This is a genomic window from Flavobacterium ponti (assembly GCF_042652765.1).
Classification (GTDB): domain Bacteria; phylum Bacteroidota; class Bacteroidia; order Flavobacteriales; family Flavobacteriaceae; genus Flavobacterium; species Flavobacterium ponti.
Genome location: NZ_JBHSGW010000004.1, coordinates 65,779 through 87,651, shown reverse-complemented (window position 1 = coordinate 87,651; position 21,873 = coordinate 65,779). Strand labels below are relative to the sequence as shown.

Below are 21,873 nucleotides of genomic sequence, written 5' to 3'. Positions count from 1 at the left end.
AAATATGAAGTAATTTATTCTTTATCTAATTTGTATTTTGCTAAATCCATTCCAAAAGTAAGACCTTTTACAGCGACTAATTCGTCTAATTCTGTTAAAGATTTTTTACCAAAGTTACGGAACTTCATTAAGTCGTTTTTGTTGAAAGAAACTAAGTCTCCTAAAGTGTCAACTTCAGCTGCTTTTAAACAATTTAATGCTCTTACTGATAAATCCATATCCACAAGTTTAGTTTTTAACAACTGTCTCATGTGTAATGACTCTTCGTCATAAGATTCTGTTTGAGCAATTTCATCAGCCTCAAGTGTAATTCTTTCATCAGAAAACAACATAAAGTGATGAATCAACGTTTTAGCTGCTTCAGTTAATGCATCTTTTGGATTGATAGAACCGTCAGTTTGGATTTCGAAAACTAACTTTTCATAGTCAGTTTTTTGCTCCACACGGAAGTTTTCAATTGAATACTTAACATTTTTTACTGGTGTATAAATTGAGTCAGTATATATTGTACCAATTGGTGCATTTGCTTTTTTGTTTTCTTCTGCTGGAACATATCCTCTACCTTTTTCGATAGATAATTCCATATTGATTGCAGTTTTGCTATCAAGGTTACAGATAACTAAATCTGGATTTAAGATTTGAAAACCAGAGATGAATTTTTGAAAATCACCTGCAGTTAACACTTCTTTACCTGATAAAGACATTGAAACTGATTCATTATCGATATCTTCAATTTGACGTTTGAAACGTACTTGTTTAAGATTAAGGATAATTTCTGTTACGTCTTCAACTACACCAGGAATTGTAGAGAACTCATGTTCTACACCTTCAATTCTAACTGATGTTATTGCAAAACCTTCTAATGCAGAAAGTAAAACTCTTCTAAGTGCATTACCAACAGTCAATCCGTAACCAGGTTCTAAAGGTCTGAATTCAAACTTACCTTCAAAATCGGTTGAATCGATCATGATAACTTTATCGGGCTTCTGAAAATTAAATACTGCCATAATTCGACTAATGTGTATTTTTATTTGTTATACAACTCTACGATTAGTTGCTCTTTAATGTTTTCTGGAATCTGAAGTCTTTGAGGAACAGATACGAAAGTACCTTCCTTAGTATCATTATTCCAAGTAATCCACTCATATACTTGAGATGAATTAGATAAAGAACGATCGATAGCTTCTAAAGATTTAGATTTTTCACGAACTGCTACTTTATCACCAGCTTTAAGGTGGTAAGAAGGAATATTTACTAATTCTCCATTAACAGTAATATGTCTGTGAGAAACGATTTGACGTGCACCTCTACGAGAAGGAGCAATACCCATTCTGTAAACTACATTATCTAATCTTGCTTCACAAAGTTGTAAAAGGATTTCACCTGTTACACCAGAAGCTGCAGACGCTTTTTCAAATAAGTTTCTGAATTGTTTTTCTAAAATACCATAAGTATATTTAGCTTTTTGCTTTTCCATTAACTGGATTGCATATTCAGATTTTTTACCTCTTCTTTTAGACATTCCATGTTGTCCTGGAGGGTAATTTCTTTTTTCGAAGGCTTTGTCTTCTCCGAATATTGCTTCGCCAAATTTACGAGCAATTTTAGTTTTTGGACCAGTATATCTTGCCATTTCTAATTGTTTAAGATAGAGATTATGAATTCAGGTCTAATCCTTCGATAATCGTAATTCTATCTTGGTTATACTTATAATTTATTTTTAAGAGTGCAAATATAGTAAATATATTTGATTAAACTCTTCTTCTTTTTGGAGGACGACATCCATTATGAGGCATTGGAGTTACATCAATGATTTCTGTAACTTCAATTCCACCATTATGTAATGATCTAATTGCAGATTCTCTACCGTTTCCTGGACCTTTAACGTAAACTTTTACTTTCTTAAGACCAGCATCAAGAGCTACTTTTGAACAATCTTCTGCTGCCATTTGAGCTGCGTATGGAGTGTTCTTTTTAGAACCTCTAAAGCCCATTTTACCTGCTGAAGACCAAGAAATAACTTCACCTTTCTTATTTGTTAAAGAAATAATGATGTTGTTAAAAGTTGCACTAATATGAGCTTCTCCTGTTGATTCAACAATAACTTTACGTTTTTTTGTAGTTGCCTTAGCCATATTACTTATTATTTAGTTGCTTTTTTCTTGTTAGCAACAGTTTTTCTTTTACCTTTTCTTGTTCTAGAGTTGTTTTTAGTTCTCTGACCTCTTAAAGGAAGACCCGCTCTATGACGAATTCCTCTTTGACATCCGATATCCATTAAACGTTTGATGTTTAATTGAACTTCTGAACGTAATTCACCCTCAATTTTGAAATATGATACTGCTTCACGAATTGCTCCGATCTCATCATCATTCCAATCTGAAACTTTTTTATCTTCGCTAACTTGAGCTTTTTGTAAAATCTCTTTAGCTCTGCTATTACCAATACCAAAAATGTATGTTAAAGCAATAACTCCTCTTTTCTGTTTAGGTATATCTACCCCTGCTATTCTTGCCATAATTATCCTTGTCTTTGTTTAAATCTAGGATTCTTTTTGTTGATTACGTATAATCTGCCTTTTCTTCGTACAATTTTGCACTCGGCACTTCTTTTTTTAACTGATGCTCTTACTTTCATGCTATTAGATTTAGTATCTATATGTGATTCTTGCTTTAGACAAATCGTAAGGACTCATTTCTAGTTTCACTTTATCACCAGGTAATAACTTGATATAATGCATGCGCATTTTTCCAGAGATGTGAGCAATTACTATGTGCCCGTTTTCTAATTCTACTCGAAACATAGCATTTGATAATGCTTCAATTATTGTTCCGTCTTGTTCTATTGCTGATTGTTTTGCCATAAAATAATTAAGCTACTGCTTTTCTGTTTTTACCACTTTTCATCAACCCATCATAATGTTTATTCAATAAATAAGAATTTATTTGTTGAATAGTGTCAATTGCAACTCCTACCATAATTAATAACGATGTACCTCCATAGAAATAAGCCCATGAACCTTGAACACCCATTAAACTAACAGCTATAGCTGGGAACACAGCAATAACAGCAAGGTAAAGTGAACCTGGGAAAGTTATTAAAGACATGATTTTATCTAAGAAATCTGAAGTTTCTGATCCTGGCTTAATACCTGGAATAAAACCACCACTTCTTTTTAAATCATCTGCCATTTTATTTGTTGGAATTGTAATCGCAGTATAGAAGTAAGTAAATACAATAATTAATAATGCAAATACTAAGTTATATACTAATCCAAATGGATTTTTAAACATTGTTGCGATTGATTGAGCACCATCAGATTGTGATAATCCTGCTAATGCTGCTGGGATAAACATAATTGCTTGTGCAAAAATGATTGGCATTACACCCGATGCGTTTAATTTCAAAGGAATAAATTGTCTATCTCCTCCACCCATTAAATCTTGTTCAAAATCACCAGAAACTGTTCTACGTGCATATTGAACTTGAATTTTTCTTACTGCCATTACTAATAGTATACTTGCTACTATCACCAATAACCATATAATAATTTCTAATACTATCATAAGTGCACCACCATTTGCTTGAGATGTTCTTGAAGCAATCTCTTGCATGAATGCTTGTGGCATTCTAGCGATAATTCCCACCATAATTAATAAAGAAATTCCATTTCCAATACCTTTATCAGTAATTTTTTCTCCTAACCACATAGCAAAAATTGTACCTGTAACTAAGATTAATACAGCTGAGAATAAAAATTGGAATGAATTAAATCCTAATAAGAATGCATCAGGAGGAAGTGTTGAATAAAGATTATAAATATATCCAGGACCTTGAACTAAAGTAATTGCAATAGTTAACCATCTTGTAATTTGATTTATCTTTTTTCTTCCACTTTCACCATCTTTTTGAAGTTTTTGTAGGTAAGGAACCGCTATTCCCATCAATTGTACAACAATCGAAGCAGAAATATAAGGCATAATTCCTAAAGCAAAAATCGATGCTTGAGAAAATGCTCCCCCTGTAAAAACGTCAATTAACCAACCAATACCTTGATCGGTTTGGTCGGTTAAATTTCCTAGTTTAGTAGCGTCAATTCCTGGAAGAGTAATTTGTGCACCAAAACGGTACACTAATAATAATCCTAGAGTTAACAGAATTCTGTTTTTTAACTCCTCGATTTTCCAAACATTGACTAAAGAATCTATAAATTTCTTCATTTTACTATACTATATTGTTATAAGATTACTACTTCTCCTCCAGCAGCTTCAATAGCGGCTTTAGCAGTAGCAGTGAATTTGTGTCCACTCACTTTAAGTTTAGCTTTTAATTCGCCTCTACCTAAAATTTTAACTAATTCGTTTTTTGTTGCCAATCTTGCATCAACTAAAGCTGTAAAATCTACAGTATCAGTCACTACACCATTGTCAACTAACAATTGAAGTGTATCAAGATTAACACCTTGATATTCTTTTCTGTTAATATTTTTAAATCCGAACTTAGGAACACGTCTTTGAAGTGGCATTTGACCTCCTTCAAAACCAATTTTCTTAGAGTAACCAGAACGAGATTTAGCTCCTTTGTGACCACGAGACGCAGTACCACCTTTACCAGAACCTTCTCCTCTACCTAATCTTTTATTTTGGTTGTGCGTTGAACCTTCCGCTGGTTGTAAATTACTTAAATTCATAACTGTATATGTTATTTAGCTTCAATAGAAACTAAGTGTTTTACTTTGTTTACCATTCCAAGGATAGCTTGGTTGTCATCATGCTCAACAACTTGTCCCATTTTTTTTAGACCTAAAGCAATAAGAGTTCTCTTTTGTGTCAGAGGACAATTGATTTTGCTTTTTACTTGTTTTACTAATATTTTTGCCATTTTTCCTTGAATTATTAACCTTTAAATACTTTTTCTAAAGATATTCCTCTTTGTTTTGCAACTGTGTAAGCACTTCTCATTTGCAATAATGCATCGAAAGTTGCTTTAACCACATTATGAGGATTTGATGAACCTTGAGATTTTGATAATACATCATGAATACCCACTGACTCAAGTACCGCACGTACTGCACCACCTGCAATAACTCCAGTACCATGAGAAGCTGGTATTAAAAATACTCTTGCTCCACCAAATTTACCTTTTTGTTCGTGAGGTACAGATTGTCCTTGAAGAGGAATTCTAACTAAATTTTTCTTTGCATCTTCTACTGCTTTAGCAATAGCTTCTGAAACATCTTTAGATTTTCCTGAACCATGACCTACTACACCGTTTTCATCACCTACTACTACAATTGCAGAAAAACCAAATGCTCTACCACCTTTTGTAACTTTAGTAACACGATTAACATTCACCAAACGATCTTTTAAGTCAAGTCCTCCTGGTTTTACTAGTTCTACGTTTTTATAATTATTGTACATACTATCTTAGAATTTAAGTCCAGCTTCTCTTGCGCCTTCAGCTAATGATTTAACACGTCCGTGGTATAAATATCCACCTCTATCAAAAGAGATTGTTGAAATACCAGCCTTAAGAGCTTTCTCAGCTACTAACTTACCTACTGCATTTGCAGTTTCAATGTTTGTTCCTTTAGTAACACCTTTATCTCTTGAAGATGCTGCTACTAATGTAACACCGTTTACATCATCTATGATTTGAGCATAGATTTCTTTATTAGATCTAAAAACAGCTAGTCTAGGTTGTGCAGCAGTTCCGCTCACAATCTTTCTAATTCTGAATTTTATTCTTTGTCTTCTTTCCGTTTTTGTTAATGACATAGTCTTAAATTTTAAGCTGATTTACCTGCTTTTCTTCTTAATACTTCACCTACAAACTTAATACCTTTTCCTTTGTAAGGTTCAGGTTTACGAAAAGCTCTGATTTTAGCAGCAACTTGACCTAATAATTGTTTGTCAAATGATGATAATTTTACTATAGGATTTTTACCTTTCTCTGATATTGTTTCAACTGTTACTTCAGAAACAACTTCTAGAACTATGTTATGAGAGAATCCTAAAGCTAAATCAAGTTTTTGACCTTGATTTGAAGCTCTATACCCTACCCCTACTAACTCTAATTGTTTTGAAAAACCTTCAGAAACACCAACAATCATGTTGTTAATCAAAGAACGATATAGTCCGTGTTTCGCTCTCTCGTCTTTATGATCTGATGAACGTTCAACGATAACTTGGTTATCTTCTATTTTTACCGTTACATCAGAAAATTCTTGAGTAAGCTCGCCTAATTTTCCTTTTACTGTAACCACAGCTTCTTTAACATCTACTGTTACTCCTGCTGGAATTGCAATTGGATTTTTACCTATTCTTGACATTTTTCTTTTATATTAGTATACGTAACAAATTACTTCTCCACCTACGTTTAATTGTTTTGCCATTTTACCTGTCATCAATCCTTTTGATGTAGAAACAATTGCAATACCTAATCCGTTAAGAATTCTAGGAATCTCTGAAGAACCTGAATATTTACGTAAACCTGGTTTACTAATTCTTTGAATATCTTTAATTACAGATTCTTTTGTTTCTTTATCGTACTTAAGTGCGATTTTGATACTACCTTGAACAGTAGTGTCTTCGAATTTGTAACTTAAAATATAACCTTGGTCAAATAAAATCTTAGTGATTTCTTTTTTAAGGTTTGAAGCTGGAATTTCAACCACTTTGTGGTTAGCTCTCACAGCATTTCTAACTCGCGTTAGATAATCCGCTATAGGATCTGTATACATATCTGTATTGAATTACGGTTATGGTTTTCAAAAGGTACTCACCAAATGAACCTTTAACCAGTTAAAATTATTTTTTGGATTGCAAAAGTACAAACTTATTGCGAGATTACCAAGATGCTTTTTTAACACCTGGTATTAATCCTTGATTAGCCATTTCACGGAACGTTACACGAGAAAGTCCAAATTGACGCATATACCCTCTTGGTCTTCCTGTTAATTTACAACGATTATGTAAACGTACAGGAGATGCATTTTTAGGTAATTTTTGCAATGCTTCATAATCTCCAGCTTTTTTCAAAGCTTTTCTTTTTTCAGCATATTTTTCAACAGTTGCTTCTCTTTTAACCTCACGGGCTTTCATTGATTCTTTAGCCATATCTTAGTTCTTTTTAAAAGGTAATCCTAGTTCTGCTAATAATGATTTTGCTTCTTTATCTGTTGGTGCTGAAGTAACGAATGTAATATCAAAACCTGAGATTTTATTTACTTTATCAATATCAATTTCTGGGAAAATGATTTGTTCTAAAACCCCTAAGTTATAATTACCTCTTCCATCAAATCCTTCAGATTTAATTCCGCTGAAATCTCTTACACGTGGTAAAGCAGAAGTAACAAGTCTATCTAAAAACTCATACATTCTTTCTCCACGTAAAGTTACTTTAGCTCCAATTGGCATTCCTTTTCTTAATTTAAAAGACGCAACGTCTTTCTTAGAAATTGTAGCTACCGCTTGTTGTCCAGTAATTTTAGTCATTTCTTCTACAGCATAATCTACTAATTTCTTATCAGATACAGCTGCTCCAACTCCACGGCTTACAACGATTTTTTCAAGTTTTGGAACTTGCATTACGTTTTTGTAACCGAATTCTTCTGTAAGTGCAGCAATTATTCTGCTCTTATATTCTTCTTTTAGTCTAGGTATATAAGCCATCACTATAATACTTGATTAGATTTTTTTGAGAATCTCACTTTCTTATCTCCTTCTTGCTTGTAACCAACTTTAGTCGTTTCTTTTGACTTAGGGTCGATTAAAGACAAATTCGAAATATGAATAGCCGCTTCTTTCTTTACGATTCCACCTTGTGGATTAGTTGCACTTGGCTTAGTATGTTTTGATACCATATTTACACCTTCAACAATCGCTTTATTTTTCTCACGTAGAATAGTTAAAATTTTACCTTCTTCACCTTTGTGATCTCCAGCAATTACTCTAACTAAATCTCCTGATTTTACTTTTAACTTTGTCATCATTTTTAGAATTAAAGCACCTCTGGTGCTAATGATACAATTTTCATGAATTGTTTTTCACGAAGTTCTCTGGCAACCGGACCAAAAACACGAGTTCCTCTCATTTCACCTGCAGCGTTTAACAATACACATGCGTTATCGTCAAAACGGATGTAAGATCCATCAGCTCTTCTCACTTCTTTTTTAGTACGTACAACAACTGCAGTTGATACAGCTCCTTTTTTTACGTTTCCGTTTGGAGTAGCATCTTTAATAGAAACTACAATTTTATCACCTACAGAGGCATAACGACGTTTCGTTCCTCCTAATACACGGATAGTCAAAACTTCTTTTGCTCCTGTGTTGTCTGCTACTTTTAATCTTGATTCTTGTTGTACCATAATTATTTAGCTCTTTCAATGATTTCAACTAATCTCCAACATTTCAATTTACTCATAGGTCTTGTTTCCATGATCTTTACAGTATCTCCAATGTTACAGTCGTTTGTTTCGTCGTGTGCAACGTATTTTTTAGTTTTTAACACGAACTTACCGTATAATGGGTGTTTTACTCTTCTAGTTTCAGAAACAACAATAGATTTTGTCATTTTGTTACTAGTAACAACCCCAATTCTCTCTTTTCTTAAATTTCTTTTTTCCATCTTTCAGCAGTGTACAATTATTGTAACTTTTTAGTCAATTCAGTAGTAACTCTTGCAACAGATCTTCTTAAAGCTCTTAGTTGTAACGGATTCTCAATTGGAGAAATCGCGTGAGCATTCTTTAGGTCAGCGTATGTTTTCTTTAACTGGCTAAGTTTTTCTTGTAACTCAGTTGCTGATAGACTTATAATTTCTGATTGTTTCATAATAAATTTTGATTATGCTTCAAAGTCTCTTGCAACAACAAACTTAGTTTTCACTGGAAGTTTTTGTGCTGCTAAACGTAAAGCTTCTTTTGCAACTGATAGTGGAACACCACCAACTTCAAACATTATTTTTCCAGGTTTAACAACTGCAGCCCAATATTCAACTGCACCTTTACCTTTACCCATACGTACCTCTAAAGGTTTTTTAGTAATAGGTTTGTCTGGAAATATTTTAATCCATAACTGTCCCTCTCTTTTCATGAAACGAGTTGCAGCGATACGTGCAGCTTCGATTTGACGTGAAGTTAAGAACATTCCTTTTTCGTGTACAGATTTAATACCAAACATTCCATTTGAAAGTTCATGACCTCTACCAGAGTTCCCTTTCATTCTACCCTTTTGTACCTTACGGTATTTTGTTCTTTTAGGCTGTAACATTTTTTCTTTAGTTTAAATAATTACTTTCTTTTGCGATTGTTTGGTCTACCACCATCTCTTTTTGGAGAAGAAGATCCTGAAGATTTAGACTGTTTTTTGTCCATACCTACTAACGGAGAAAGATCTCTTTTACCGTAAACTTCACCTTTCATTATCCATACTTTTATACCCATTCTACCATAAGTAGTATGCGCTTCAGCTAATGAATAATCAATATCAGCTCTGAAAGTTGACAAAGGAATTCTACCTTCTTTGAATTGCTCAGAACGTGCCATTTCAGCTCCATTTAAACGACCAGAGATAAGTACTTTAATACCTTCTGCGTTCATTCTCATAGCTGCTGCGATAGCCATTTTGATTGCTCTTCTGTAAGAAATTCTATTTTCAATTTGACGTGCGATACTTGCTCCTACTAATAAGGCATCAAGTTCTGGTCTTTTGATTTCGAAAATGTTGATTTGAACTTCCTTGTCAGTAATTTTCTTAAGTTCTTCTTTTAACTTGTCTACCTCTTGCCCACCTTTTCCGATAATAATACCAGGTCTAGCAGTAGTGATAGTAACGGTTACAAGTTTTAAAGTTCTCTCGATAATTATTTTTGATACACTAGCTTTTGATAAACGAGCGTGGATATACTTTCTGATTTTATAATCTTCAGCGATTTTATCACCGTAATCATTTCCACCGTACCAGTTTGAGTCCCACCCTCTGATGATACCAAGTCTATTTCCTATTGGATTTGTCTTTTGTCCCATACTGTTTATTAATTGCTTTGTGTGTTATCTAATTGTCCTAATACGATTGTAACGTGATTAGAACGTTTTCTAATTCTGTGTGCACGACCTTGAGGTGCTGGACGAAGTCTTTTTAACATCGCTCCACCGTCTACTCTGATCTCTTTTACAAATAAACCTGCATCTTCAATACTAGCTTCACTATTTTTTTGCTCCCAGTTATTGATTGCAGATAATAATAGTTTTTCTAATTTTCTTGAAGCTTCTTTAGTACTAAATCTTAAAACATTAAGAGCTAGTTCTACTTTTTGACCTCTTACCATATCCGCAACTAAGCGCATTTTTCTAGGTGAAGTAGGGCAGTTATTTAATTTGGCAAAAGCTATAGACTTATTAGCCTCTTTTCTTGCATCTGCTGTTTCTCTTTTACGAACTCCCATTGCTTCTTATTTTTTACCTTTATTTTTTGCACCTGCGTGACCTCTAAAAGATCTAGTTGGTGAAAATTCTCCTAATTTATGTCCTACCATGTTCTCAGTAACATATACTGGAACAAATTGACGACCATTATGAACAGCTATCGTTTGTCCAACAAAATCTGGAGTAATCATTGATGCTCTAGACCAAGTCTTAACAACACCTTTATTACCTCCTTCAATATTAGCTTGAACTTTTTTCTCTAACTTATAATGTACAAATGGTCCTTTTTTTAATGAACGTGCCATGTCTATCTAATTATTTCTTTCTGCGTTCAACAATATACTTATTACTCGGGTTAACCTTAGAACGAGTTCTATAACCTTTAGCTGGTAAACCTTTTCTTGAACGTGGATGACCTCCTGAAGAGCGTCCTTCTCCACCTCCCATAGGGTGATCAACTGGGTTCATAGCTACTGGTCTAGTTCTTGGTCTTCTACCTAACCATCTTGATCTACCTGCTTTACCAGATACGATTAATTGGTGATCAGAGTTCGAAACCGCTCCAATTGTTGCAGAACAAGTCAACAAGATTAATCTTGTTTCACCTGAAGGCATTTTAATTGTAGCATATTTTCCATCTCTTGCCATCAATTGAGCGAAAGTACCTGCCGAACGAGCAATAACAGCTCCTTGACCTGGTCTTAATTCAATACATGATATTACTGTTCCTAGAGGAATTTTACTTAAAAGTAAAGTATTTCCAATTTCTGGATTTGCATCTGGTCCTGAAACTACAGTTTGCCCAACTTGTAAACCATTTTGAGCAATTACGTAAGTTTTCTCTCCATCTACATATGCAAGCAATGAAATGAATGCTGAACGATTTGGATCGTATTCGATTGTTTTAACTGTAGCAGGAATTCCATGCTTAGTTCTTTTGAAATCGATCATACGATACTTTTGTTTGTGACCACCACCTGTGTAGCGCATGGTCATCTTTCCTTGACTATTTCTACCTCCTGAACGTTTTTTCGGAGCTAATAATGTACGCTCCGGCTTATCAGTTGTAATAGTGTCAAAGCTATTTACAACTCTAAATCGCTGTCCTGGGGTAATAGGTTTTAATTTTCTAACTGACATTTTCTTTTATTAGATATTATTATAAAAGTCTATTGCTTCTCCTTCTTTCAGTTGTACAACTGCTTTTTTGTAAGCATTTGTTTTACCAACGATTAAACCACTCTTAGTGTATTTAACCGATCTATCAGATCTGTAATTCATTGTGTTAACATTTTCAACAGTTACTCCATAAGAAGCTTCAATAGCATTCTTAATTTGTATTTTATTTGCTTTTTTGTCAACAACAAAACCAAAACGGTTAAAAACTTCACCGTCTTTTGTCATTTTTTCAGTAATGATAGGTTTAATTATAACATTCATACCTTCTTATTTACTTAAATTAGTTTCGATTTCTTCTAACGAACTCTCCATTAAGACTAATTTATTAGTATTTAAAATACCATAAGTGCTTAATTCTGAAGTAGTTATAACGCTAGACGCTTTTAAATTGCGTGACGACAAATATACATTTTTATTTGACTCACCCAACACAAATAACGATTTTTTATTATCTAACCCTAAAGCTTTCAAAACGTTAATGAAATTTTTAGTGTTTGGAGTCTCAAAATTGAAGTCCTCAATTACTACTAAATTTTCTTCTTTTGCTTTGATTGAGAAGGCAGATTTTCTTGCTAAACGCTTCAAAGATTTATTCAATTTAAATGAATAACTTCTTGGTCTAGGACCGAATACTGTTCCCCCACCTTTAAACAATGGGTTTTTAGCACTACCAGCTCTGGCAGTTCCAGTTCCTTTTTGTTTCTTAATCTTACGAGTACTTCCAGCAACTTCAGCTCTTTCTTTAGCTTTGTGCGTTCCTTGTCTTTGATTTGCTAAATACTGCTTAACATCAAGGTATACTGCGTGATTATTTGGTTCAATTGCGAATACTGAATCAGAAAGTTGTACTTTTCTCCCAGTTTCTTTTCCGTTTACATCTAATACTTTTACTTCCATTACTTCTGAATGATTACGTAAGAGTTTTTATGCCCTGGTACACATCCTTTTACTACTAAAAGGTTTTTGTCAGCTACAACTTTTAAAACTCTAAGATTTTGAACTGTTACGTTATCTGTTCCCATTCTTCCAGCCATACGCATTCCTTTGAATACTCTAGATGGATAAGAAGAAGCTCCAACTGAACCTGGTGCTCTTAAACGGTTATGTTGACCATGAGTTGCTTGTCCAACACCACCAAATCCGTGACGCTTAACAACCCCTTGAAAACCTTTACCTTTAGACACACCTTGTACATCTACAAATTCTCCTTCTGTGAATAAATCCACATTCAACACATCACCTAAGTTGTGTTTTTCTTCAAAATACTTGAATTCAACGACTTTCTTCTTAACATCTGTTCCAGCTTTTTTGAAGTGACCTTCTTCTGCTTTGATAGAGTGTTTGTCAGTTTTGTCATCGAAACCAAGTTGAAGAGCTTCGTACCCGTCAACCTCAATGGTTCTGACTTGGGTAACTACACATGGACCAGCTTGAATTACAGTACAAGGAATATTCTTCCCGTTCTCATCAAAGATGCTAGTCATGCCAATTTTTCTTCCGATTAACCCAGACATATTAAACTAATTATTAATTACTATTTAAATTTTATGCACATAAATATATAAATGCACTTTTTTTCGAGGGTGCAAATATATAAATATTATTTAATTAATACAAAATTAATTACTTAACTATTTTTTAATGAATAATTAAGCAATTAATAAAGCATTAAAGATTAAAAAAACCGCAGTAAACAAATACTAGCGGTTTTATTTTTAACTGATTGAACAGTGTTTGAAACTATACTTTAATTTCTACTTCAACTCCACTTGGCAATTCCAATTTCATTAAAGCATCAATAGTCTTAGAAGAAGAACTATAAATATCTAATAATCTCTTGTATGAACTTAGTTCAAATTGCTCACGTGATTTTTTGTTTACGTGCGGTGAACGCAACACAGTAAAAATCTTTTTGTGTGTAGGTAATGGAATTGGTCCAGTTACAACAGCACCTGTACTTTTTACAGTTTTTACAATCTTTTCAGCAGACTTGTCTACCAACATGTGATCGTAAGATTTTAATTTTATTCTGATTTTTTGACTCATTTTCTTTAGAATTAAGCGTTACCTTTTGCTTTTTTGATTACCTCTTCTGAAATATTAGAAGGTGTTTCTGCATAGTGAGAAAACTCCATTGTAGAAGTTGCTCTACCTGATGATAATGTTCTTAATGTTGTAACATAACCAAACATCTCAGATAAAGGCACATCTGCTTTAATAGTTTTAGCACCACTTCTGTCACCCATATTATTTACTTGACCACGACGACGGTTTAAGTCACCTACGATATCACCCATATTTTCTTCTGGAGTAATAACTTCAATTTTCATAATTGGTTCAAGAATTACAGCTCCAGCAGCTTTAGCCACTTCCTTGTAACCCATTTTTGCAGCTAACTCAAAAGATAGAGCATCAGAATCCACAGGGTGGAAAGATCCATCTAATAAAGTCACTTTTAAACTATCTACTGCATATCCAGCTAATGGACCAGTTTTCATAGCTTCTCTAAATCCTTTTTCAACAGCTGGTATATATTCTTTAGGAACGTTACCACCTTTTACTTCATTTACGAATTGTAATCCAAATGCTGGCTTACCATCAACATCTTCAGCAGGCTCTAATCTGAAAACAATATCTCCAAATTTACCTCTACCTCCAGATTGTTTTTTATACGTTTCTCTATGTTGAGCTGTTTTAGTAAAAGCCTCTTTATATTCAACTTGAGGCTCACCTTGGTTCACTTCAACTTTGAATTCACGTCTCATACGATCTACAAGGATATCTAAGTGTAACTCACCCATTCCTGAGATAATAGTTTGACCAGAAGCTTCATCAGTTCTAACAGTAAATGTAGGATCTTCTTCAGCTAATTTTGCTAAAGCCATACCCATTTTATCAACGTCTGCTTTAGTTTTAGGCTCAATAGCGATACCAATTACTGGATCAGGGAATTTCATTGACTCAAGAATAATTGGATGTTTTTCATCACACATTGTATCTCCAGTCTTGATATCTTTAAATCCAACTGCTGCTCCAATATCTCCAGCCTCAATATATTCGATTGGATTTTGTTTGTTAGCATGCATTTGGTAGATACGAGAAATTCTTTCTTTGTTTCCAGAACGAGTATTCAAAATATATGAACCTGCATCTAAACGACCTGAATATGCACGGAAGAAAGCTAAACGACCCACATAAGGATCAGTTGCAATCTTGAATGCTAAAGCAGCAAATGGCTCTTTTGGATCAGGACGACGTAAAATTTTCTTTTGATCTTCTTCTAATAAATCAGCATCATCAGGATGAATTCCTTCGATACCTTCTTTATCCATTGGAGATGGTAAATATTTACAAACTGCATCTAACATAAACTGAACTCCTTTGTTTTTGAAAGAAGAACCAGCAATCATAGGAATGATAGCCATATCTATTGTAGCTGCACGTAATGCATTGTTAATCTCATCTTCAGTGATAGAATTTTCATCTTCCATATACTTATCTAAAAGATTTTCGTCATAAGTAGCGATTTCTTCGATAAGGATTGAACGATAGTGTTTCACATCATCAACCATGTCAGCAGGAATATCGATAATATCAAAAGTTGCTCCTTGCGTTTCATCATGCCATACAATAGCTTGATTTTTCACTAAGTCAACAACTCCTCTAAAATCATTTTCTTCACCAATTGGCAAAGTAATTGCAACTGCATTTGATTTTAACATTTCTTTTACTTGATCACATACAGCCAAAAAGTTAGATCCTTGACGGTCCATCTTGTTAACAAATCCCATTCTAGGAACTCTATATTGATCAGCAAGTCTCCAGTTAGTTTCTGACTGAGGCTCAACACCATCAACAGCACTAAATAAGAATACTAAACCATCTAATACACGTAACGAACGGTTTACCTCTACTGTAAAGTCAACGTGACCTGGAGTATCGATAATGTTAAAGTGATAAGGTATTGATTCTGGTAATATTTTACCTTGTTGTGTTGGAAAATTCCATTCACAAGTTGTAGCAGCAGAAGTAATTGTAATACCTCTTTCTTGCTCTTGTGCCATCCAGTCCATTGTTGCAGCACCATCATGTACTTCACCAATTTTGTGTGATTTTCCAGTATAGAATAATATACGCTCCGTTGTTGTTGTTTTACCAGCATCAATGTGAGCAGCAATTCCTATATTTCTTGTATATTTTAAATCTCTTGCCATTTCTTATTTATTAAAATCTGAAGTGAGAGAATGCTTTATTTGCATCTGCCATTTTGTGAGTATCCATTCTTTTCTTAACTGCCGCACCTTCTTCTTTAGCTGCTGCTAAAATTTCTGATGACAATTTAGCTGCCATAGATTTCTCATTTCTTTTTCTAGCATAAAGAATTAACCATTTCATTGCCGTAGAAATTTTTCTATCTGGACGAATTTGCATTGGTATTTGGAATGTAGCTCCACCCACTCTACGGCTACGTACTTCTACGTGAGGCATAACGTTTGTTAAAGCATCTTTCCATAATTCTAAAGCTGTTTTTTCATTATCACCTTTTTTCGCTTCTACGATATCTAATGCATCATAAAAAACTTTAAAAGCTGTTGATTTCTTACCATCCCACATTAAGTTGTTCACAAAACGTGTTACTAACTGATCGTTAAATTTTGGATCTGGTAAAAGGGGTCTTTTTTTTGCCGCTCTTTTTCTCATGTCTTTTCTTTAAAAATTACTTTTTAGCGTCTTTTGGACGTTTTGCACCATACTTAGATCTTCTTTGTGTTCTACCGCTTACTCCGGCAGTGTCTAAAGCACCACGTACAATGTGGTATCTAACTCCTGGTAAATCTTTTACTCTTCCACCTCTAACTAATACTATCGAGTGCTCTTGTAGATTGTGTCCTTCTCCAGGAATGTAAGCATTCACCTCTTTACCATTTGTTAAACGAACCCTTGCTACTTTACGCATTGCAGAGTTTGGTTTTTTTGGTGTAGTAGTGTAAACACGTGTACATACTCCTCTTCTTTGAGGACAAGAATCTAAAGCAGCCGATTTACTCTTCTTAGTCATTTGGGTTCTCCCTGTTCTTACTAATTGTTGAATTGTTGGCATAATTAAATACTAATTTTTCTTGTGATTTATTAATCCCGCTTTTTTACGGGTTGCAAATGTATGAATATATTTTTACAAAACAAATCTAATTTATTAATTTTCAAAACATTGTTCGAACTGTTTTTGGTTAATTGTTAATTGTTTATGGTTTGAATCTTTTAAATTGAAATTAATTTCGTTTTTTTGCGTTAGATAAATGCTATGAAATTTAATCTTTCCATATTACTATTTTTATTCATTCAACTTTCATTTTCCCAACAATTTGAAATGCTTGTGGAAGGAAATTCTGCATCAGAAACAAAAACAATAGACAGCATTGGTTATATCAAAAAACATCCCACTGTAGCAGCAATTCTTGAAGAACAAAAATCATTTGAACAAAAGCTTCAACAGAGAGGATATTTCGAAAATGAATTACTGATTCAATCAAAATTAAGTGATAGTATTTTTTTCTTTAAATATCATTTAAAAAATCAAGTGAAATTTATACATATATATATAGGTGTAATTTCCGATGAAGAAAGACAACTTTTAGGTATTGAAAATGATTCTATAAAACTTCCAATAAATGAAGTAGAAACCTTTATGCAAAATAAAATTACTCTTTTAGAGAAAAAAGGTTTTTCGTTGGCTCAATTGAAATTGACAAATTACAATCAAGTTGATAATGAAATGTATGCTCTTTTAGTTTTGAATTTAAACAAGAAGAGAAACTTAACTGATATCGTTATTGAAGGCTATGACAAATTTCCAAAAGGAATTAAAAAAGCAATTTTCAAGAAAGCTTCACGATTGGATTTCAATCAGGATAATGTTTCTAAAATTTACAAAGATTTTAATGAGTTGCGTTTTGTAACCCAAACTAAATATCCTGAAATATTATTCACAAAAGATTCCACTAAAGTTTATGTTTACCTAGAGAAAGCTAAACCTAATAAATTTGATGGTTTTATAGGTTTTGCTAACGATGAAAATTCCAATCTTCGTTTTAATGGTTATTTGGATTTACAATTGCAGAATATTTTAAATTCAGGTGAAAAATTGAGTTTGTTTTGGAAAAATGATGGAAAACAACAATCGAGTTTTAATTTAGGCACTGAAATTCCATACATGTTTAAAAGTCCGTTTGGAATTAAAGCAGATTTACGAATTTTCAAACAAGACAGTACTTTTCAAAACACAAAGACAGATTTAAATTTAGGGTATTATTTCAAGTACAATTCTAAAGTATATTTAGGTTACCAAAAAACGACTTCAGTTGACATTCAAAACACAAATTCGTTTAGTATTAATGATTTTACGAATACTTTCATCACTTCTACTTTTGACTTTACTAACTTCAATAATGATGATTTCATCTTTCCTGAAAAGACTAAATTCAACATAAAAGTTGGAACTGGAAACAGAACCATAAGTTCTCAAAAAACAAATCAATTTTTTGGACAAGTTAATTTTAGTCACAATTTATATTTGAATGACAAAAACATCATCAATATTAAAAACGAAACTTTTTATTTACAAAGTGATGATTACGTAATCAATGAATTATATCGTTTTGGAGGGATAAATTCGATTCGTGGTTTTAGTGAAAATAGTTTACAAGCCAATGCTTACAGTGGAATTTTAACCGAATATCGCTACATGATGGCTCCGAGTATTTATGTTCATTCCATTATTGATTATGGTTATTTTCAAGATAAAACCTCTAATTTGAGTGATAGTTTATTGGGATTAGGTTTTGGATTCGGACTTTTTACTAAGAACGGTTTATTTAATTTCATCTATGCCAATGGTTCTACAAATAACCAAACTATTAAACTTTCCAACTCCATTGTACATGTGAGTTTTAAGACTTATTTTTAAAATAGGTTTTCGGATATTTAAAATTTTAGACTACTTAATTTACTCAAAAGCTTTTAACCTTATAAACTTTTAAACTCCTAACCTATTTAAAATCTAATAAAAAGACTATTTTTGCCGAATGGAAAGAGATAATCAAATATTTGGAATTCGTGCTATAATTGAAGCGATTCAATCTAAGACAGAAATTGATAAAGTGTTTTTACAAAAAGAACTTCAAGGTGACTTGATGAAGGATTTGATGAAAACCATGAAACAGAATAACGTGAATTTCTCCTACGTTCCTGTAGAAAAATTAAACCGTTTGACTTCTGGAAATCATCAAGGTGCTGTGGCAACGATTTCTCCAGTTTCTTTTCATGATTTAGAAACTTTAGTGGAAAGTGTTTTAGCTAAAGAAAAAACTCCTTTGTTTTTAATCTTAGATCAATTATCAGATGCTCGTAACTTTGGAGCAATCATCAGAACCGCTGAGTGTACTGGTGTTGATGGAATTATTGTTCAAAAACAAGGCTCAGCTCCAGTAAATGGTGACACGGTTAAAACAAGTGCTGGTGCTGTTTTTAATGTTCCGATTTGTAAAGTTGACCACATAAAAGATGCGATTTTTCATTTACAAGGAAGTGGAATAAAAACCATAGCTGCTACAGAAAAAACAGATCAAAATATTTATGATTTAACGCTAAACGAACCTTTAGCTATCATTATGGGAAGCGAAGATAGAGGTGTAAACCCTTCTGTGTTGAAAATTGTGGATGAAAAAGCAAAATTACCTATGTATGGTACCATTGAATCTTTAAATGTTTCGGTGGCTTGTGGTGCTTTTTTGTATGAAGTTGTTAGACAGAGGCAATAGATTTTTGATTGAAGAATGTTGATTTTAGATTTTTGAAGTTGATATTGGAATTCAAATGAGATTCCTACGCAATGACAACTTTATGTTGAAAACTTGATTTCAAAATTCTGCAATCAAAAATCGTTAATCTTTAATCATCAATCCTTCTTAATCCCAATAAAATCATAAATCACTTTTATGGATGAATTGAAATATTCTTTCACCACTTCTTCTGGTTTTGGAGGTGGAGCGAATTTTCCGTTTTCGTCAAAGTTTTTCATAAAAGGATCGTTTTCCGGATTGAAATCTGGACTTTCCCAATCGTAATGAATGGCTTTGTCAAATTGTGGTGTTTTTAGAAAATAACTCAATACAAATCCGGTTAAGAATCCGAATAAATGACCTTCCCAAGAAATGTTATTTTTCCCTACTTCTGGAAACATGTACCAAACCATTCCTCCATATAATAAGATTACAGTTAGGGAAACGGCTACTAATCTAAAATATTTGGTAAAAATTCCTTTGAAAAAAATAAAACTAACTAAAGCATAAACTAATCCACTAATTCCGATGTGATAACTTGGTCTTCCAATGAGCCATGTGCCTAATCCTGAAAATAAAATTCCAACTATTACAACAGTCACAGATTGCTCTCTATAGAAATATCGCAAGAATAACAGAAGTACAAATAGAGCTACAGAATTATTAAACAAATGTTCCAAATCTCCATGAAGAAATGGACTAAATATAATTCCTTTTAATCCGAATCCAGTTCTTGGGTAAATTCCGTAATGTCCAAAATCTAAATGATAATGATTTTCTATCCAAAAGACAATCCACAAAGATAATACTGACAACAACGGAAATAGTATTACCGAAGGTGTGAATTTGAATGGATTGTCTTGTATTTTTTTCATTCTTTTGAAGTAGGTAAGTTACTAAGATTCTAAGTTGCTTAGTATAATTTATTACAAATCTGAAATCAATTGTTCAAAGATAAAGCCAAATTTTTTTCTATGCTTTTTTGTCAGACCATACTAAAAAAGCCTAAAGAAAATCCCTAGCCCTGATTGCAGAGAAAATCCTTTTTTGAAAAAAAAGATTGGAACGGAAAGCAGGAAGTAACCTTTCTAAAAATGCCTAAAGTTAGTGCTCCAAAAAAATAAAATTATTGTATTTTTACCAAATGGAAGCACCATTAGCTGAAAGAATTCGACCAAAACAATTATCAGAATATATTAGTCAACTGCATTTAGTAGGTGAACAAGGTTCGTTGACGCATCAAATTGCGAAAGGAATTATTCCTAGTTTGATTTTGTGGGGACCACCTGGAACGGGAAAAACGACTTTGGCTCAAATTATGGCTGAAGAAAGTAAACGTCCGTTTTATATTTTGAGTGCGATTAACAGTGGTGTGAAAGATATTCGTGAGGTTTTAGACAAAGCAAAACAAAGTGGTGGTTTGTTTACAGCAAAAAATCCGATTTTATTTATTGATGAGATTCACCGATTTAGTAAATCGCAACAAGATTCTTTGTTGGCTGCTGTGGAGAAAGGTTGGGTTACGTTAATTGGTGCAACAACTGAAAATCCGAGCTTTGAGGTAATTCCGGCTTTATTGTCAAGATGTCAGGTTTATGTTTTAAATCCGTTTTCGAAAGATGATTTGGAAGCTTTGTTACATAGAGCAATGGAAACCGATGCTTATTTGAAAACGAAAGATATTCAACTGAAAGAAACGGAAGCTTTGTTGCGACTTTCTGGAGGTGATGGTCGAAAATTATTGAATGTTTTTGAATTGGTCATTAATGCTAGTGAAGGAGATTATATTGAAATTACAAATGAAAAAGTAATGCAATTGGCTCAAAAAAACACGGTTTTGTATGATAAAACGGGTGAGCAACATTATGATATTGTTTCGGCTTTTATCAAATCGATTCGAGGAAGTGACCCAAATGGTGCTGTTTATTGGTTGGCTCGAATGATTGAAGGTGGTGAAGATGTTAAATTTATTGCCAGACGAATGTTGATTTTAGCCAGTGAAGATATTGGAAATGCAAATCCGACTGCTTTGATTATGGCAAACAATACTTTTCAGGCTGTGACTACGATTGGTTATCCTGAAAGTCGAATTATATTGAGTCAGTGCGCGGTTTATTTGGCAACTTCTGCTAAAAGTAACGCAAGTTATTTAGCTATTGGAAAAGCCCAACAAATCGTAAAACAAACTGGTGATTTACCTGTTCCGTTACATTTGAGAAATGCTCCAACGAAATTGATGAAGGAATTAGGTTATGGTGATGAATATAAATATTCGCATGATTATGCTAATAATTTTGCTGAACAAGAATTTTTACCAACAGAAATATCGGAAACTAAATTTTTTGAACCAGGAGAAAATGCCCGTGAAAGAGAAATTCGTCAGTTTTTGAAGAATCGTTGGAAGGATAAGTATGGGTATTAGTTGTTG

General features: G+C 33.2%; 35 protein-coding genes. 3 read left to right on the top strand and 32 right to left on the bottom strand.

What is annotated here, in order from left to right; all coding sequences use genetic code 11:
* Positions 1 to 14: 14 nt before the first annotated feature.
* The 31 genes from ACFO3U_RS05745 to rpsL all read right to left on the bottom strand — a co-directional run bounded on the left by ACFO3U_RS05745 (position 15) and on the right by rpsL (position 16,708).
* Entirely contained in the window at positions 15 to 1,007 is a 993-nt protein-coding gene (locus ACFO3U_RS05745; RefSeq protein ID WP_379739040.1) for a DNA-directed RNA polymerase subunit alpha, read from the bottom strand.
* 20 nt (positions 1,008 to 1,027) lie between these two features.
* Positions 1,028 to 1,633: a 30S ribosomal protein S4 gene (gene rpsD, locus ACFO3U_RS05740; protein WP_379739037.1), complete on the bottom strand. Its 606-nt coding sequence runs from the start codon at positions 1,631 to 1,633 to the stop codon at positions 1,028 to 1,030.
* A gap of 118 nt (positions 1,634 to 1,751) precedes the next feature.
* On the bottom strand, positions 1,752 to 2,135 hold the full coding sequence (rpsK, locus tag ACFO3U_RS05735) for a 30S ribosomal protein S11 (protein WP_026717875.1): 384 nt from the start codon (positions 2,133 to 2,135) through the stop codon (positions 1,752 to 1,754).
* Between the two features lie 8 nt (positions 2,136 to 2,143).
* Positions 2,144 to 2,518: a 30S ribosomal protein S13 gene (gene rpsM / locus ACFO3U_RS05730; protein ID WP_379739033.1), complete on the bottom strand. Its 375-nt coding sequence runs from the start codon at positions 2,516 to 2,518 to the stop codon at positions 2,144 to 2,146.
* A gap of 2 nt (positions 2,519 to 2,520) precedes the next feature.
* A complete protein-coding gene (ykgO, locus tag ACFO3U_RS05725) occupies positions 2,521 to 2,637 on the bottom strand; it encodes a type B 50S ribosomal protein L36 (protein ID WP_073370549.1) in 117 nt (38 codons plus the stop codon).
* A 10-nt stretch (positions 2,638 to 2,647) separates the two neighbouring features.
* Entirely contained in the window at positions 2,648 to 2,863 is a 216-nt protein-coding gene (infA, locus tag ACFO3U_RS05720) for a translation initiation factor IF-1 (protein WP_008254466.1), read from the bottom strand.
* A 7-nt stretch (positions 2,864 to 2,870) separates the two neighbouring features.
* Positions 2,871 to 4,220, bottom strand: a complete 1,350-nt coding sequence (secY, locus tag ACFO3U_RS05715) for a preprotein translocase subunit SecY (RefSeq protein WP_379739027.1) — start codon at positions 4,218 to 4,220, stop codon at positions 2,871 to 2,873.
* A 17-nt stretch (positions 4,221 to 4,237) separates the two neighbouring features.
* Positions 4,238 to 4,690 carry a 50S ribosomal protein L15 gene (rplO, locus tag ACFO3U_RS05710; protein WP_379739024.1) on the bottom strand — a complete coding sequence of 151 codons (453 nt, stop codon included), beginning with the start codon at positions 4,688 to 4,690 and terminating at the stop codon, positions 4,238 to 4,240.
* Between the two features lie 11 nt (positions 4,691 to 4,701).
* The gene (rpmD, locus tag ACFO3U_RS05705; protein ID WP_379739021.1) at positions 4,702 to 4,881 is read right to left on the bottom strand and encodes a 50S ribosomal protein L30; all 180 of its coding nucleotides are present in this window, start codon (positions 4,879 to 4,881) and stop codon (positions 4,702 to 4,704) included.
* A 14-nt stretch (positions 4,882 to 4,895) separates the two neighbouring features.
* Positions 4,896 to 5,420: a 30S ribosomal protein S5 gene (rpsE, locus tag ACFO3U_RS05700; protein ID WP_379739017.1), complete on the bottom strand. Its 525-nt coding sequence runs from the start codon at positions 5,418 to 5,420 to the stop codon at positions 4,896 to 4,898.
* 6 nt (positions 5,421 to 5,426) lie between these two features.
* Entirely contained in the window at positions 5,427 to 5,777 is a 351-nt protein-coding gene (rplR, locus tag ACFO3U_RS05695; RefSeq protein ID WP_379739014.1) for a 50S ribosomal protein L18, read from the bottom strand.
* 11 nt (positions 5,778 to 5,788) lie between these two features.
* Complete coding sequence (rplF, locus tag ACFO3U_RS05690; protein WP_379739011.1) at positions 5,789 to 6,331, bottom strand: 50S ribosomal protein L6; 543 nt, start codon at positions 6,329 to 6,331, stop codon at positions 5,789 to 5,791.
* A gap of 12 nt (positions 6,332 to 6,343) precedes the next feature.
* Positions 6,344 to 6,742: a 30S ribosomal protein S8 gene (gene rpsH, locus ACFO3U_RS05685; RefSeq protein WP_379739008.1), complete on the bottom strand. Its 399-nt coding sequence runs from the start codon at positions 6,740 to 6,742 to the stop codon at positions 6,344 to 6,346.
* Between the two features lie 106 nt (positions 6,743 to 6,848).
* On the bottom strand, positions 6,849 to 7,118 hold the full coding sequence (gene rpsN / locus ACFO3U_RS05680) for a 30S ribosomal protein S14 (RefSeq protein ID WP_379739005.1): 270 nt from the start codon (positions 7,116 to 7,118) through the stop codon (positions 6,849 to 6,851).
* 3 nt (positions 7,119 to 7,121) lie between these two features.
* Positions 7,122 to 7,673 carry a 50S ribosomal protein L5 gene (rplE, locus tag ACFO3U_RS05675; RefSeq protein ID WP_379739002.1) on the bottom strand — a complete coding sequence of 184 codons (552 nt, stop codon included), beginning with the start codon at positions 7,671 to 7,673 and terminating at the stop codon, positions 7,122 to 7,124.
* A 2-nt stretch (positions 7,674 to 7,675) separates the two neighbouring features.
* On the bottom strand, positions 7,676 to 7,990 hold the full coding sequence (gene rplX, locus ACFO3U_RS05670; RefSeq protein WP_379739893.1) for a 50S ribosomal protein L24: 315 nt from the start codon (positions 7,988 to 7,990) through the stop codon (positions 7,676 to 7,678).
* Positions 7,991 to 8,001: 11 nt separating this feature from the next.
* Positions 8,002 to 8,370: a 50S ribosomal protein L14 gene (gene rplN / locus ACFO3U_RS05665; protein ID WP_007803649.1), complete on the bottom strand. Its 369-nt coding sequence runs from the start codon at positions 8,368 to 8,370 to the stop codon at positions 8,002 to 8,004.
* 2 nt (positions 8,371 to 8,372) lie between these two features.
* Complete coding sequence (gene rpsQ / locus ACFO3U_RS05660; RefSeq protein ID WP_338378160.1) at positions 8,373 to 8,630, bottom strand: 30S ribosomal protein S17; 258 nt, start codon at positions 8,628 to 8,630, stop codon at positions 8,373 to 8,375.
* Positions 8,631 to 8,647: 17 nt separating this feature from the next.
* Positions 8,648 to 8,836, bottom strand: coding sequence for a 50S ribosomal protein L29 (gene rpmC, locus ACFO3U_RS05655; protein ID WP_026717861.1), 189 nt, complete (start codon positions 8,834 to 8,836; stop codon positions 8,648 to 8,650).
* A 12-nt stretch (positions 8,837 to 8,848) separates the two neighbouring features.
* Positions 8,849 to 9,274, bottom strand: coding sequence for a 50S ribosomal protein L16 (rplP, locus tag ACFO3U_RS05650; protein ID WP_338378159.1), 426 nt, complete (start codon positions 9,272 to 9,274; stop codon positions 8,849 to 8,851).
* A gap of 20 nt (positions 9,275 to 9,294) precedes the next feature.
* Complete coding sequence (gene rpsC / locus ACFO3U_RS05645; RefSeq protein WP_338378158.1) at positions 9,295 to 10,029, bottom strand: 30S ribosomal protein S3; 735 nt, start codon at positions 10,027 to 10,029, stop codon at positions 9,295 to 9,297.
* Positions 10,030 to 10,037: 8 nt separating this feature from the next.
* Entirely contained in the window at positions 10,038 to 10,448 is a 411-nt protein-coding gene (gene rplV, locus ACFO3U_RS05640) for a 50S ribosomal protein L22 (protein WP_338378157.1), read from the bottom strand.
* 6 nt (positions 10,449 to 10,454) lie between these two features.
* Positions 10,455 to 10,733, bottom strand: coding sequence for a 30S ribosomal protein S19 (gene rpsS / locus ACFO3U_RS05635; RefSeq protein ID WP_026717857.1), 279 nt, complete (start codon positions 10,731 to 10,733; stop codon positions 10,455 to 10,457).
* A gap of 10 nt (positions 10,734 to 10,743) precedes the next feature.
* The gene (gene rplB, locus ACFO3U_RS05630) at positions 10,744 to 11,568 is read right to left on the bottom strand and encodes a 50S ribosomal protein L2 (RefSeq protein WP_379738995.1); all 825 of its coding nucleotides are present in this window, start codon (positions 11,566 to 11,568) and stop codon (positions 10,744 to 10,746) included.
* Positions 11,569 to 11,577: 9 nt separating this feature from the next.
* Entirely contained in the window at positions 11,578 to 11,868 is a 291-nt protein-coding gene (rplW, locus tag ACFO3U_RS05625) for a 50S ribosomal protein L23 (RefSeq protein ID WP_379738992.1), read from the bottom strand.
* 6 nt (positions 11,869 to 11,874) lie between these two features.
* A complete protein-coding gene (gene rplD / locus ACFO3U_RS05620; protein ID WP_379738989.1) occupies positions 11,875 to 12,504 on the bottom strand; it encodes a 50S ribosomal protein L4 in 630 nt (209 codons plus the stop codon).
* Positions 12,504 to 13,121, bottom strand: a complete 618-nt coding sequence (rplC, locus tag ACFO3U_RS05615) for a 50S ribosomal protein L3 (protein ID WP_379738986.1) — start codon at positions 13,119 to 13,121, stop codon at positions 12,504 to 12,506. The genes rplD and rplC overlap by 1 nt, the downstream gene beginning before the upstream one ends.
* A 226-nt stretch (positions 13,122 to 13,347) precedes the next feature.
* The gene (rpsJ, locus tag ACFO3U_RS05610; protein WP_008254495.1) at positions 13,348 to 13,653 is read right to left on the bottom strand and encodes a 30S ribosomal protein S10; all 306 of its coding nucleotides are present in this window, start codon (positions 13,651 to 13,653) and stop codon (positions 13,348 to 13,350) included.
* A gap of 11 nt (positions 13,654 to 13,664) precedes the next feature.
* The gene (gene fusA, locus ACFO3U_RS05605) at positions 13,665 to 15,821 is read right to left on the bottom strand and encodes an elongation factor G (RefSeq protein WP_379738982.1); all 2,157 of its coding nucleotides are present in this window, start codon (positions 15,819 to 15,821) and stop codon (positions 13,665 to 13,667) included.
* 10 nt (positions 15,822 to 15,831) lie between these two features.
* Positions 15,832 to 16,308, bottom strand: a complete 477-nt coding sequence (rpsG, locus tag ACFO3U_RS05600; protein ID WP_379738979.1) for a 30S ribosomal protein S7 — start codon at positions 16,306 to 16,308, stop codon at positions 15,832 to 15,834.
* 16 nt (positions 16,309 to 16,324) lie between these two features.
* Positions 16,325 to 16,708 carry a 30S ribosomal protein S12 gene (rpsL, locus tag ACFO3U_RS05595; RefSeq protein WP_338378150.1) on the bottom strand — a complete coding sequence of 128 codons (384 nt, stop codon included), beginning with the start codon at positions 16,706 to 16,708 and terminating at the stop codon, positions 16,325 to 16,327.
* Positions 16,709 to 16,909: 201 nt separating this feature from the next.
* Here rpsL and ACFO3U_RS05590 point away from each other — a divergent pair, with 201 nt between their 5' ends.
* On the top strand, positions 16,910 to 18,571 hold the full coding sequence (locus ACFO3U_RS05590) for a BamA/TamA family outer membrane protein (RefSeq protein ID WP_379738975.1): 1,662 nt from the start codon (positions 16,910 to 16,912) through the stop codon (positions 18,569 to 18,571).
* Between the two features lie 118 nt (positions 18,572 to 18,689).
* Complete coding sequence (gene rlmB, locus ACFO3U_RS05585) at positions 18,690 to 19,424, top strand: 23S rRNA (guanosine(2251)-2'-O)-methyltransferase RlmB (RefSeq protein ID WP_379738972.1); 735 nt, start codon at positions 18,690 to 18,692, stop codon at positions 19,422 to 19,424.
* Positions 19,425 to 19,561: 137 nt separating this feature from the next.
* On the opposite strand, the gene ACFO3U_RS05580 is transcribed toward rlmB, so the two are convergent.
* A complete protein-coding gene (locus ACFO3U_RS05580) occupies positions 19,562 to 20,320 on the bottom strand; it encodes a rhomboid family intramembrane serine protease (RefSeq protein ID WP_379738969.1) in 759 nt (252 codons plus the stop codon).
* A 269-nt stretch (positions 20,321 to 20,589) separates the two neighbouring features.
* Here ACFO3U_RS05580 and ACFO3U_RS05575 point away from each other — a divergent pair, with 269 nt between their 5' ends.
* Positions 20,590 to 21,867 (top strand): replication-associated recombination protein A, encoded by a 1,278-nt coding sequence (locus ACFO3U_RS05575; RefSeq protein ID WP_379738966.1) that lies wholly within the window; start codon positions 20,590 to 20,592, stop codon positions 21,865 to 21,867.
* Positions 21,868 to 21,873: the final 6 nt, after the last annotated feature.